This is a genomic window from Flavobacterium sp. CR10 (assembly GCF_055814415.1).
Window position 1 is genome coordinate 5,481,320 of the sequence record NZ_CP185985.1, and the last position, 12,328, is coordinate 5,493,647.

The 12,328-nt window shown below is 33.5% G+C and carries 12 protein-coding genes and 1 tRNA gene; 4 read left to right on the top strand and 9 right to left on the bottom strand.

Annotation, left to right across the window (positions count from 1 at the left end):
* Positions 1-69 precede the first annotated feature (69 nt).
* The 6 genes from ACNRYB_RS23065 to hisS form a co-directional block, all read right to left on the bottom strand.
* Positions 70-1,386, bottom strand: coding sequence for an ABC transporter permease (locus ACNRYB_RS23065; protein WP_473728894.1), 1,317 nt, complete (start codon positions 1,384-1,386; stop codon positions 70-72).
* A gap of 77 nt (positions 1,387-1,463) precedes the next feature.
* Positions 1,464-2,393 carry an ABC transporter ATP-binding protein gene (locus ACNRYB_RS23070; protein WP_473728895.1) on the bottom strand — a complete coding sequence of 310 codons (930 nt, stop codon included), beginning with the start codon at positions 2,391-2,393 and terminating at the stop codon, positions 1,464-1,466.
* Between the two features lie 160 nt (positions 2,394-2,553).
* Positions 2,554-3,660: a molecular chaperone DnaJ gene (gene dnaJ / locus ACNRYB_RS23075; protein WP_111363908.1), complete on the bottom strand. Its 1,107-nt coding sequence runs from the start codon at positions 3,658-3,660 to the stop codon at positions 2,554-2,556.
* A gap of 71 nt (positions 3,661-3,731) precedes the next feature.
* Positions 3,732-4,310, bottom strand: a complete 579-nt coding sequence (locus ACNRYB_RS23080) for a nucleotide exchange factor GrpE (RefSeq protein ID WP_473728896.1) — start codon at positions 4,308-4,310, stop codon at positions 3,732-3,734.
* Between the two features lie 323 nt (positions 4,311-4,633).
* A tRNA-Trp gene (locus ACNRYB_RS23085) sits at positions 4,634-4,704 on the bottom strand.
* A 255-nt stretch (positions 4,705-4,959) separates the two neighbouring features.
* Positions 4,960-6,387, bottom strand: coding sequence for a histidine--tRNA ligase (gene hisS, locus ACNRYB_RS23090; protein WP_473728897.1), 1,428 nt, complete (start codon positions 6,385-6,387; stop codon positions 4,960-4,962).
* Positions 6,388-6,569: 182 nt separating this feature from the next.
* On the opposite strand from hisS, the gene ACNRYB_RS23095 reads away from it, so the two are divergent.
* A complete protein-coding gene (locus ACNRYB_RS23095) occupies positions 6,570-7,814 on the top strand; it encodes an ABC transporter permease (RefSeq protein ID WP_165352380.1) in 1,245 nt (414 codons plus the stop codon).
* A gap of 66 nt (positions 7,815-7,880) precedes the next feature.
* Here ACNRYB_RS23095 and prmC read toward each other — a convergent pair whose 3' ends face one another.
* Together prmC and ACNRYB_RS23105 are read right to left on the bottom strand one after the other, a co-directional pair.
* Complete coding sequence (prmC, locus tag ACNRYB_RS23100) at positions 7,881-8,747, bottom strand: peptide chain release factor N(5)-glutamine methyltransferase (RefSeq protein WP_473728898.1); 867 nt, start codon at positions 8,745-8,747, stop codon at positions 7,881-7,883.
* An 85-nt stretch (positions 8,748-8,832) separates the two neighbouring features.
* Positions 8,833-9,318 carry a GNAT family N-acetyltransferase gene (locus ACNRYB_RS23105; RefSeq protein WP_473728899.1) on the bottom strand — a complete coding sequence of 162 codons (486 nt, stop codon included), beginning with the start codon at positions 9,316-9,318 and terminating at the stop codon, positions 8,833-8,835.
* Positions 9,319-9,414: 96 nt separating this feature from the next.
* On the opposite strand from ACNRYB_RS23105, the gene ribD reads away from it, so the two are divergent.
* Genes ribD through ACNRYB_RS23120 form a run of 3 tightly spaced genes read left to right on the top strand, consistent with a single transcriptional unit; the run spans position 9,415 to position 11,703 of the window.
* A complete protein-coding gene (gene ribD, locus ACNRYB_RS23110) occupies positions 9,415-10,464 on the top strand; it encodes a bifunctional diaminohydroxyphosphoribosylaminopyrimidine deaminase/5-amino-6-(5-phosphoribosylamino)uracil reductase RibD (protein WP_473728900.1) in 1,050 nt (349 codons plus the stop codon).
* Positions 10,457-11,059 (top strand): HAD family hydrolase, encoded by a 603-nt coding sequence (locus tag ACNRYB_RS23115; protein ID WP_473728901.1) that lies wholly within the window; start codon positions 10,457-10,459, stop codon positions 11,057-11,059. The genes ribD and ACNRYB_RS23115 overlap by 8 nt, the downstream gene beginning before the upstream one ends.
* Positions 11,060-11,070: 11 nt before the next feature.
* Positions 11,071-11,703: an IMPACT family protein gene (locus ACNRYB_RS23120; RefSeq protein WP_129744993.1), complete on the top strand. Its 633-nt coding sequence runs from the start codon at positions 11,071-11,073 to the stop codon at positions 11,701-11,703.
* A 24-nt stretch (positions 11,704-11,727) separates the two neighbouring features.
* Here the strand turns inward: ACNRYB_RS23120 and ACNRYB_RS23125 are convergent, their stop codons facing one another.
* A complete protein-coding gene (locus ACNRYB_RS23125) occupies positions 11,728-12,141 on the bottom strand; it encodes an acyl-CoA thioesterase (protein WP_129744991.1) in 414 nt (137 codons plus the stop codon).
* Positions 12,142-12,328: the final 187 nt, after the last annotated feature.

Consider the following 12,328-nt stretch of genomic DNA (forward strand, 5'->3'; position numbering starts at 1 on the left):
ATGCTAAGATTCTGAGTTTTTTTGCTAAAATCTTAGCATCTCAGAAACTTAGAATCTTAGAATCTCAAGTTAATATTTTAGCCACTTATACAATTCCTTCCAAGTCGGTTTTTTGCCGTACATTAAAATACCAATTCGGTAGATTTTGGCAGCGAACCAAACCACAAAGAAAAATGTAGCAAACAATAATGATACCGAAATTGCAATTTGCCACCACGGAACGCCAAACGGAATACGCATTAGCATTACAATTGGCGAGGTTAAGGGAATCATCGAAAAGATAACCGCAACACTTCCGTGAGGATCGTTTACTACAGTAAAAAATCCGATATAAACGCTCAAAATCAGAGGCATTAAAATTGGCAGCAAAAACTGCTGAGAATCGGTCTGATTGTCAACCGCTGCTCCAATTGCCGCATAAAATGAGCTATACAAAAAATATCCTCCAATAAAATAAATCACAAATCCGATTATAATGCTTGCAATTGGCAGATTCCATAATTCAGCAATATACATTTGTGCTGAACCCGAAAATTCATGCTGAGCCGTTTGCATCATTTCTGGAGAAATTCTAGCTGTTGGGCCAACATTTACGCCGAAGAATGCCGAAGCGGCAAACATTAATCCTAAACCGATAATTGCCCAAATTATAAATTGCAGAATTCCTGCTAAAGAAGTTCCTACAATTTTACCAATCATTAACTGAAATGGTTTTACGGATGAAATAATAATCTCGATAATACGGTTTGTTTTTTCTTCGATTACGCTTCGCATTACCATGTTTCCGTAAATGATAATGAACATCATAATCAAATAACCAAATGCACCGCCGATTCCGATTTTAATCTCATTTAATCCTTTTAAACTCTCTTCTCCAGAGGCTTTCACTAAATGAATATTTACATCTGACTGCGCTTTCTGAATCGCAAGAGTATCTAGTTTTGCTTCTTCCAGATTTAATTTTGTGATTTTATTTCCGATAATATCCTGAGTGTTTTCAATAAAAGAAATACTTGGACTATTGTTAGAAATAAATTCAATTTTACTTTCTAAATCTTTTCGATTTTCTGTTTTCGGAATAACAATTAATCCGCTGAAATTTTCTTTTGTAATACTGTCTTTTAAAGCATTTACATCAATTTCAGATAGATTGAGATATTTAAATTCAGCTCCTTTTTTATTTTCCTTTAAAAAATCTGAAATAAAAATTCCAGTTTCGTCATGTATGGCAATTCGTTTTGTTTCTGCTTTCATGGTACTTAAATACCCAATAAAAACAGCAATAGCCACAAATAAAAGCGGACTCAAGAAAGTCATGACAACAAAAGATTTATTGCGGACTTTAGCAATAAATTCTCTTTTTATAATCAACGAGATAATACTCATAAATAATTAATTTTCAAATTTTAAATCCCAAATTCCAATTTATAAGCTTGGAATTAGGAATTTCTATATTGGAATTTTTAAATTTTGTTTTCAGTAACCGTTTGGATAAAAATATCGTTTATACTCGGAATTTTTTCAACAAAATGCGTTACTTGTCCGCGTTGCGTTAAAACATTCAACAATTCGTTTGGAGAAGCATTTCCGATCTGAATATTTAATTTTAAATCATCATTTAAAGATTTAAAACTCGCAGGCGAAACAGTAAACTTCTGAGTGATATCGTACATTAATCCTTCAACATTATTGGTCAAAATTCCAACTTCGAAACTGTTTGTTCTAAACTGACGCTTTACATCGACCACTTTTCCTTCTATCAGTTTATTAGATTTATGAATTAAAGCAATATTTTCACAAAGTTCTTCTACGCTTTCCATTCTATGAGTCGAAAAAATAATTGTTGAACCTTGTTCTTTTAATGCCAAAATTTCGTCTTTAATAATATTTGCATTTACGGGATCAAATCCTGAAAATGGTTCATCTAAAATCAGCAATTTTGGTTTATGTAAAACGCAAACTACAAACTGAATTTTTTGTGCCATTCCTTTAGAGAGTTCCTGAATTTTTTTATTCCACCATCCTTGAATTCCCAAACGGTCAAACCAATAATCCAGTTGTTTTTTGGCTTCGGCTTTAGAAAGTCCTTTCATTTGCGCCAAATACAGACATTGTTCGCCTACTTTCATCGAACTGTACAAACCTCTTTCTTCTGGAAGGTAGCCAATTGTCTGCACATGTTTTGGCTGTAATCGTTCTCCATCCAAAATTACTTCGCCACTGTCAGGCATTGTAATTTGGTTTATAATTCTGATAAGGGAAGTTTTTCCTGCTCCATTCGGACCTAATAGTCCATATATACTGCCTTTCGGCACATTTAATGAAACTTCGTTAAGCGCTACATAGTCGCCATATTTTTTTATGACTTTATGTACTTCAAGTAAGTTACTCATGTTATTTTTAAGGATTTACTGCGTTGCTTTTCCTATTACGGTTCAGCGACTGTAAAAGTAAATAATTACTAGCGAATCTGCGCCATATTACGCAAAAAACCCATTCTAATTTATACTAGAATGGGTTTTTGATTATTTATAATATTTAAAAAAGTTCAGATTATGAGAACATATCTTTTACTTTCTCAAAAAATGATTTCTCTGATTTCTCTGGACTTGGAGCAAAGTGCTCGTCTGTCAAAGCATTTTCAAAGAATTGTTTTTGTTCTTTATTTAAAGTTTTTGGAGTCCAAACATTTACGTGAACCAATAAATCTCCGCTTCCGTAACCGTTTAAACTTGGAATTCCTTTTCCTTTTAATCTTAAGATTTTTCCAGATTGAATTCCTTCTTCTAGTTTGATACGCACTTTTCCATTGATTGCTTCAATATCTTTTGAAGCTCCTAAAACTGCTTCAGGGAAACTGATATACAAATCGAAGTGAACGTTTTCACCTTCACGCTTCAAGAATTCGTGCTCAATTTCTTCAATAGCTACAATTAAATCACCTGGAATGCTGTTTCCTGGAGCATCGTTACCTTTGTTGGCAACTTTCAACTGCATTCCGTCAACAACTCCCGCAGGAATTTTGATTGATACTGTTTCGTCTTCTTGAACCATTCCTTGAGCATCTGCCTCAGAAGGTTTTTTATCTAAAATCTGACCAGAACCACCACAAGTAGGACAAGTAGATGCAGATTGCATTCTTCCTAAAATGGTATTGGTTACACGCATTACTTGTCCTTGACCATTACAAGTCGTACAAGTTTTATACGTTACACCTTTTGCCTGAACTTTACGTTTTACTTTTACTTTTTTCTCAACTCCATTTGCAATTTCTTCTAAAGTCAATTTTACTTTAATTCGAAGATTGCTTCCTTTCGCGCGGCGAGGACCTCCGCCTCCGCCTCCGAAACCGCCAAATCCACCTCCGAAAATATCACCAAACTGGCTGAAAATGTCATCCATGTTCATACCTCCGTGACCACCAAATCCGCCAGAACCATCAAATGCTTGATGACCATACTGATCGTATTTTGCTTTTTTCTGCGGATCACTTAAAACTTCATAAGCTTCTGCCGCCAATTTGAAGTTTTCTTCTGCCTCTTTGTCGCCTGGGTTTTTATCAGGGTGGTATTTTAAAGCACTTTTTCTATACGCTTTTTTAATTTCGGCAGCATCAGCATTTTTTGAAATGCCTAGTATTTCGTAAAAATCTTTTTTCATAATCAGATTAAATTCCAAATCTTAAAATTCCAAAATCCAAAAAATACAATTGAAATTTTTATTTGCATTTTTTAGTTTCCTACAACAACTTTAGGGTAACGAATAATTTTGTCGCCTAATTTGTATCCTTTTTCAATAACATCTACAACTTTCCCTTTTAATTTATCAGATGGTGCTGGAATTTGGGTAATTGCTTCAGCAATATCAGCATTGAAAGCATCTCCTGCTTGAATTTCAACTTGCTCTAAACCTTTAGAAACTAAAGTGCTTTTCAATTTTTCGTGGATCAACTCAACACCTTTTTTCAAATTCTCATCCTCAGATTTGTTAATCTCTACTGTCGCTCTGTCAAAATCATCTAAAACTGGAAGCATAGCCAATAAAACTTCTTGGTTTGCTGTTTTAAATAATTCAAGACGCTCTTTTGAAGTTCTTTTTTTGTAATTTTCAAATTCAGCAAATAATCTCAAAAACTTATCTTTTTCGTGAGCCAAGTCTTTAGCTAATTGCTCCTCAACACTTAATTCTTCAACAATTAACTGTTCTCCGTTGGCATTGTTCTCTAACGTTACATCATCTAATTCCTGATCGAATTCTGTATTTTCCGTAGTCATATTACTTTTATTTTTAAAAATATTTTTAAACTTCATTTTTATTTCTTTCTGTTGGATTGCAAAAGTACTGCCAAATCTTATAAAATGTCAAATTGTCACTTTATTAATTATGAGACATTTAAAAAACGTAATTGCACAGAAAAAATTTATTATAATTTTAAGACTATTACGTTTTAGTTTATCTTATCTTTGAGGCCAATAAAACATAAATTATTACCACCAAAAATTGAATTTAAGGGTTGGCTTTGGCCTCTAAATAATTATTAATTCAAGTTTACCTTATATTAAAAAAAGCTTCGCCTATAGAGACGAAGCTTTTTTTTATGCTTTCAATGACGGGTTGTCATTTTATATTTTTGCACGGGCGGAGGGATTCGAACCCCCATCAACGGTTTTGGAGACCGCTATTCTACCCTTGAACTACGCCCGTAACTTAAGGTTGGCAAATTAAGAGTTTTTTTTCTTCACCAGCAACTATTTCACGAAGAGATTTTAAAAGAAAACCCTTTAAATCTGCGGAATCTAAAGCAAAAACTTTTGTTCCAGACAGTTACCTTCATAAAATATTTTTTAATATTTCACGCAGATTTAAAAAGATTTAGACAGATTAAAGGAGATTTCTTCAATATAAAAACCAAACTAAATTTGCTCGAATCTGCATAATCTGCGTGAAAGAAAAACTTAATTATGCCTGTAAAGCATTCTTCAATCCTTCAAAATCTACAGAAACCTGCTCTCCCGTCACTAAATTTTTAAGCGTATATGAATTTGAAGTAATTTCCTGATCACCAACTAATACTGCAAACGGAATCAAGCGTTTATCTGCATATTGAAATTGTTTACCCACTTTTACATTGTCTGGATATAATTCTACTTTTATATTTCCCTGTCTTAATTTCTGAATCGCTTTTGAAGCATATAAAGCTTCTTTGTCTCCAAAATTCAAGAATAATGCTTTAGAAGTAGCTGCAACCGTTTCTGGGAATAACTGCAATTCTTCTAAAACAAGATAAATTCTATCCAATCCAAAAGAAATTCCGACACCGCTCATATTTTTCAAACCGAAAATACCCGTCAAATCGTCGTATCTTCCGCCACCGCCTATAGAACCCATTGCAACTGTTTTTGGCGCTGCAACTTCAAAAATAGCTCCTGTGTAATAATTTAAACCACGCGCTAATGTCACATCCAAATCTAAAGTTGCCGTCGACAAACCTAAATCGGCCACATTGTCGCAAATAAACTTCAGTTCTTCAACACCTTTCAGTCCTTCTTCAGAAGAAGACAATAAGTCCGAAAGCTGTGCAATTTTGTCTGCAAAAGTTCCCGAGAAACTGAAAAGTGGCTGCACTTTTACCAACGCTTCTTCAGAAATTCCTTTTTCGATCATTTCTTTTTTAACGCCGTCTTCTCCAATTTTATCCAATTTATCAAGAGCAACTGTAAAATCAATTAATTTATCTGAAGCGCCAATAACCTCAGCAATTCCAGATAAAATTTTTCTGTTATTGATTTTAATTGTAACGCCTTCTAAACCTAACGAGGTAAAAACAGTATCGTACAATTGAACCAATTCTACTTCCTGCCAAAGTGATTTTGAACCCACAACGTCGGCGTCACATTGAAAGAATTCTCTAAAACGTCCTTTCTGCGGATTATCTGCTCTCCAAACCGGCTGAATCTGATATCTTTTAAAAGGGAATTCAATTTCACTTTGGTGCTGCACCACATATCTTGCAAACGGAACTGTCAAATCGTAACGCAAAGCTTTCTCAGAAATTTTTCCTGTGAATTTATTCAGTTCGATTCTTTGCTCTAAAGTTATTTTTTCAGCAGAATTCAGTTGCAATTCTTCGATTGATTCTGGCAATTCAATTTTACTTTTATTGTAGAAAAAATTACCTGAATTTAAAATTTTAAAAATCAGACGATCTCCTTCTTCTCCATATTTCCCCATTAAGGTATCTGAATTTTCAAACGAAGGCGTTTCGATTGGCTGAAAACCAAATTTCTCGAAATTAGCTTTTATAGTCTGAATAATATATTGACGTTTTGACACCTCAGCTGGTGAAAAATCTCTTGTTCCCTTTGGTATACTTGGTTTTGAAGCCATCTTTTTTATTTTAAATTTCTGATTTTAGATTTTAGATTTTCTTTGAAAACTAAAAACCTAAAATTCTTTAACATTATTTCTTTTAATTTTAAGCGAATGCAAATATCTTACTTTTTAAAATAAATAATAACACTTCGAAAACAAACTTGTAACAAAAACCGTATTTTCGTGACAAATTGGTCATGATGCTAAAATTATTTAAAGAAAATATCCGAATTGCTTTTGGTTCTATCAAAACACAAATTCTGCGTACTATTCTTACCGTTTTAATTATTGCTATCGGTATTACGGCTTTGGTTGGCATCTTGACCGTGGTTTCTGCTTTAGAAAATACTATTTCTACCGATTTTGCTTCTATGGGAGCGAATACTTTTAACATCAATCAATACGAAAATAAAGTTCGAAACCGTGGCGGAAGAGAACGAGAAGTCATCAATCCGATAATTTCGTATCCGGAAGCGGTGGCATTCAAAAACAAATACAAATATCCGTTTACAGAAACTTCTTTGTCTTTTACTGCAACTACAACAGCAGAAGTAAAATATTTAGGCGAAAAAACAGATCCCGAAATTACCATTGTTGGAGTTGATGAACATTTTATTACCAATTCAGGATTGGAAACCAGTTTAGGAAGAAGTTTTAATCAGTTTGATATTGAAAACAACACATATTCGTGCATTGTAGGTTCTGATTTTGAAAAAGGACTTTTGAAAGATGTTAACCCAATTGACAAAGTAATTTCTATTAGGGGCGCACGATTTAAAGTAATTGGAGTTCTGAAAGAAAAAGGCTCAACATTTGGAAACAGCCAGGATTTACGAGTTTTAATTCCGATTCAAGTGGCAAGATCTTTATTTACAGCTCCAAATATCAATTACACTATTAGCGTTATGGTTTCTAAAAAAGAAGTTTTAGACGAAGCCATAGATAATGCGACCAGCACTATGCGAAGAGTCCGCAAATTGAGCCCTGTTCGAGACAACAATTTCGGCGTAGTTCGAAGCGATGATTTGATTAACCGTATTCTAAGCATCACTCAATATCTAGGAATAGCAGCTTGGACTATTTCTGTCATCACTATTTTAGGATCGTCAATCGCTTTAATGAATATTATGATTGTTTCGGTTACAGAACGTACCCGCGAAATTGGTGTCCGTAAAGCTTTGGGAGCCAAAAGATCAACTGTTGCTTTTCAGTTTTTTATCGAAACTTTATTGATTGGACAAATTGGAGGTTTGGTTGGAATTATTTTAGGAATTCTGCTTGGCTTTGCAATTGCAACTGCAATGAGTTTTTCTTTTGTAATTCCTTGGATGGCGATTTTTGCCGCTTTTGCAACAAGTTTTTGCGTAGCAATAGTTTCTGGTTTATATCCAGCTATTAAAGCATCAAAATTAGATCCTATTGAAGCGTTGCGCTACGAATAACTTCATACTCACTTTCCTGCAAGGTTTCACCTTGTAAGTTTAAACTATAGATATTAAAAAAAAGACCTACAAGGTTTTTGAAACCTTGCAGGAAATCATACGATCGTTATCGTAAATATCTTTTCTAAGCTCCACGTTTTCGAAACTCATACTTTCCAGCAAATCAATCATTTCTTTTCCAAGATATTGATTGATTTCAAAATATAGTTTTCCGTTTTTCAGAAGTCCGTTTTGTGCCAAGGAAGCAATTTTTCTATAAAAAATAAGTGGATCATTGTCTTCTACAAAAAGCGCCAAATGCGGTTCGTAATCCAGAACATTCTTTTTTATTTCTATTTTTTCCAAATTTCGAACATATGGCGGATTGGAAACGATGATATCGAACTGACAGGTAAATTCTTCTGTTTCTAAAATATCCAAAAACATAAAAGTCACATCAGCATCATTCCTAACTGCATTTCTTTTTGCTGTTTCAATCGCTTTTTTAGAAACATCAACACCAAAAACTTCAGCATTCGGGAGATTTTTCGCCAACGAAATGGCAATACAACCCGTTCCTGTTCCGATATCGAGAATTCTTATTTTTTTATTCTTATCTGGACTTGCATTTTCATTAATAATCCATTCGACTAATTCCTCAGTTTCTGGCCTCGGAATTAAAACATTTTCATTTACCTCAAAATCCAAACCATAAAAGTTTGTTTTCCCAAGCAAATATTGAATTGGAACTTCTTTCTTAAGCTGTTTTAGCAATTCGTCCCATATCATAAAATCATTTTCTTCAAATACCAATTCATGATTTAAGGCTAAATCAATTTGGCGAAGTTTATGTTTATCTTCTAGAATTAAATAAAAAAAGCTCTCTGCTTCGTACGCATCGTAAAAAGGAGATAATTCTTTAATAAACTGAGTACGATATTGTTTAATTTTCATTTTTATTTTTTGAGCATTTTACATCAGCCGAAACTGACATTTATCTTTCAATAAGTCTTGTTTGTTTAAATTTGTTACTTTAAAGTTACAAAACTTTTAGCATCCAAACAGGACAAGAATTATGCCCAGTACATCCCATTGGAGCATCTAAATACTCAAAACCCGATTTTTTATAAAGTTTTTGTGCGGCATGCATAAATGGCATGGTTTCGATATAGCATTTTTTAAAACCAAAAGCTCTAGCCTTTTCCAAACATTTTTCCATCATTTGAGTTCCAATTCCTAACCCTCTTGTTTTTGGAAGGAAATACATTTTCTGCAATTCGCAAATTTCAGGATCTCCATTTTCTAAAGGCGCGATTCCCGCACATCCAACAATTTCTCCATCATTTTCTACAACAAAATACACCGATTGGGGTTTATTATATTCTTCAAACATTAAATCTAGATAAGGATCTTCGTATGCGGTTCCTACTTTTGGAATTTCCATTTCATCAAAAACCGAACGTATCAAACTTGCAACTACCTGATTGTCTTCTTCTTTAATTTCTCGTATAAGCCAATTTGCCATTTTTTTATTCTAAATCATTATAAATACAAAAGTAAATATACTTTTTCTATAGTTCCTTAACTTAGTGATAAACTCAAAAATAACTACTTTTGCACTGTGAATATACATGAAAAATATATAAAACGCTGCATCGAACTAGCACAAAATGGACTTGGAACAACGTATCCGAATCCGATGGTGGGCAGTGTGATTGTTTATGATGGACAGATTATTGGAGAAGGCTGGCATAAGAAGGCTGGTGAGCCACATGCAGAGGTAAATGCCGTAAATTCGGTAAAAGACAAATCGCTGTTGAAAAAAGCTACAATTTATGTAAGCTTAGAACCGTGCAGCCATTTTGGAAAAACTCCTCCGTGCTGTGATTTGATTATTGCAAATGAAATTCCGAATGTTGTAGTCGGCACAGTTGATCCTAACGAAAAAGTAGCTGGAAAAGGCATTTTGAAATTAATTGAAGCTGGCGCTAATGTAACCGTTGGTGTTTTAGAAGATGAATGCAACGAGCTGAACAAACGCTTTTTTACTTTTCATCAAAAAAAGAGGCCTTACGTAATTTTAAAATGGGCGGAAAGTCAGGATGGTTTTCTCGCGCCAGAAAAAGTTAGCAATCAAGATCGAAAACCGGTTTGGATCACCAATCAATATTCGAGACAATTGGTTCATAAATGGCGAACTGAAGAACAAGCAATTTTAGTTGGAACACAAACTGTAATTGATGACAATCCGAAATTAAATGCCAGAGATTGGGATGGAAATAATCCGACAAGAGTTGTTATAGATCGAAACAATAGAATTGATCCAAATAGTTTTATTTTTGATGATACTGTGAAAACTATTATTTTTTCTAGTGAAACAGAAAATTCATCAAAAGAAAACACACAATTTGAGGCAATTGATTTCAGCATAAATATTGTGCCTCAGATTTTAGATGTTTTATACCAAAATCAAATTCAATCTGTAATTATTGAAGGCGGAAGACAAACGCTTCAATCTTTTATCGATGAAAATCTTTGGGACGAGGCACGAATTTTTATTGGAAAAACAAGTTTTGAAAAAGGAACGAAAGCTCCAAATATTTCAAGAAAAAACAGCATCAAAACCAACATTTTAAGCGACGAACTAATACAGATTAAAAATCATGATTAATGCGATAATTTTTGACTTCGGAGACATTTTTATCAATTTAGACAAACCTGCCACAATTTCTGGTTTACAAAAATTAGGAATGAAAGAATGGAATAACGAATTTGATCAATTAAATCTTTCTTTTGAGGTAGGCGCCATTTCTCCAGAAGATTTTGTTGGCGGTTTTCAAAAACAATTGCCCAATGCTTCAAAAGAAGAAATCTTAAAAGCGTGGAATGCAGTTTTGGCAGATTTTCCTTTTTACCGTTTAGAATTTCTTCAGGAATTATCAAAAAAATACCGATTGTTTCTGTTAAGCAATACCGATTCTATTCACATCAATACATTTGAAGAAAAAAGTGGCGTTTCTTTTTATAAGGATTTTTATGATTGTTTTGAAAAAGTATATTTTTCTTTTGATATCGGAATGAGAAAACCAGATCCGAAAATTTATCAGTTTGTTCTTGAACAAAACAATCTAGTTGCTGAAAACACCTTATTTATTGACGACAAGACAGAAAATACAGATAGCGCCGCGGCTTTAGGAATCAAAGTTTGGAATCTTCAAGTTGGGAAAGAAGATGTGGTCGATCTTTATAAAAAAAATATACTTTAAGAATACTGCTTTTGGAAATTAACGATACTTATCAAACTATTGCGGCTGCATCTGAAGAAATACTGTTTAAGGAAAAAGGCAGTAAATTCTTTGGTTATGCTTTTCCAATAGATCACGAAGATGAAGTAAAGCCCATTATTGAAGAGCTAAAAAAGCAGCATCCGCATGCGGTGCATTATTGCTATGCGTACCAATTGGGTGTGGGAAATAAAATTTCGTATCGCGCCAATGATGATGGCGAACCAAGCAACACGGCTGGAGCACCAATTTATGGCCAAATACAATCTTTTGGATTAACTAACGTTCTAGTTGTAGTTGTTCGTATTTTTGGCGGAGTAAAATTAGGCGTTGGCGGTTTAATTTCGGCATATCGAACAACTGCACAACAGACTTTGGAAATTTGTGAAATAGTTGAAAAAACTATTGACGTCGAGTTTTTAATTTCATTTGATTACAAAAACATGAATAAAGTAATGCGAGTGATCAAAGAAAAAAAATTAGAAATCGTATCTCAGGAAATGGAAATGGATGAAGTTTCTGGATTGCCAATTGGTAAAATTGTGACAAAAACGAGAAAAAAAAATGCCGAAACGATCTTCAGCATTTTTGATTTAATGTTCGAAATTGATATTAAAATTATATAATTTAACATCAAAATGAAGGCAGTTTTAACACTTTTCTTCAAGTGATTTGAATATGTCTAAAATGTATTCTGGAGGAGCTGTTGGACGACCCGTTTTTAACGCAACAAATACTAAAATAAACGTTGCCGTTGTTAATAACTCATTTGCTTCATTAAAGATTGCGCAGTCAAATTCGATCTTAACAGAAGAGTGACTTTTGAATGTGGTGTGAATTGTCAAAAGTTCGTCGTAGCGCGCCGATTTTTTGTAGTTGATATTCATGTTGACAATTGGAAGGCCAATTCCGCTTTCTTCCATGCTTTTATACGAAACCCCTTTATTTCTAAGCCATTCCACGCGTCCTATCTCAAAATAAGGCACATAATTTCCGTGATAAACGACTCCCATTTGGTCAGTTTCTGAGTAACGAACTCGTACTTGAGTCTGGTGATTTTTCATTTATAAAATATTAAAAAAATTCGAATTTAAAAAGGCTCTTTACAACTTTTTTTTATAAAATTAGATACCAAAATATTTTTTTTTACAGAAATTTGTTCACATATTTGTTATCCCGAAATACGGAATAAAATTGCTCCATTTTTATTAGGAGAATCTTTATAACAATAATAAAAATTTATCTGAATCT

Excerpts from the sequence above, each read along its gene's own strand:
- ACNRYB_RS23065 (WP_473728894.1), bottom strand. The coding sequence starts at position 1,386 with ATGAGTATTATCTCGTTGATTATAAAAAGAGAATTTATTGCTAAAGTC.
- ACNRYB_RS23070 (WP_473728895.1), bottom strand. The coding sequence starts at position 2,393 with ATGAGTAACTTACTTGAAGTACATAAAGTCATAAAAAAATATGGCGAC.
- dnaJ (WP_111363908.1), bottom strand. The coding sequence starts at position 3,660 with ATGAAAAAAGATTTTTACGAAATACTAGGCATTTCAAAAAATGCTGAT.
- ACNRYB_RS23080 (WP_473728896.1), bottom strand. The coding sequence starts at position 4,310 with ATGAAGTTTAAAAATATTTTTAAAAATAAAAGTAATATGACTACGGAA.
- hisS (WP_473728897.1), bottom strand. The coding sequence starts at position 6,387 with ATGGCTTCAAAACCAAGTATACCAAAGGGAACAAGAGATTTTTCACCA.
- ACNRYB_RS23095 (WP_165352380.1), top strand. The coding sequence starts at position 6,570 with ATGATGCTAAAATTATTTAAAGAAAATATCCGAATTGCTTTTGGTTCT.
- prmC (WP_473728898.1), bottom strand. The coding sequence starts at position 8,747 with ATGAAAATTAAACAATATCGTACTCAGTTTATTAAAGAATTATCTCCT.
- ACNRYB_RS23105 (WP_473728899.1), bottom strand. The coding sequence starts at position 9,318 with ATGGCAAATTGGCTTATACGAGAAATTAAAGAAGAAGACAATCAGGTA.
- ACNRYB_RS23115 (WP_473728901.1), top strand. The coding sequence starts at position 10,457 with ATGATTAATGCGATAATTTTTGACTTCGGAGACATTTTTATCAATTTA.
- ACNRYB_RS23125 (WP_129744991.1), bottom strand. The coding sequence starts at position 12,141 with ATGAAAAATCACCAGACTCAAGTACGAGTTCGTTACTCAGAAACTGAC.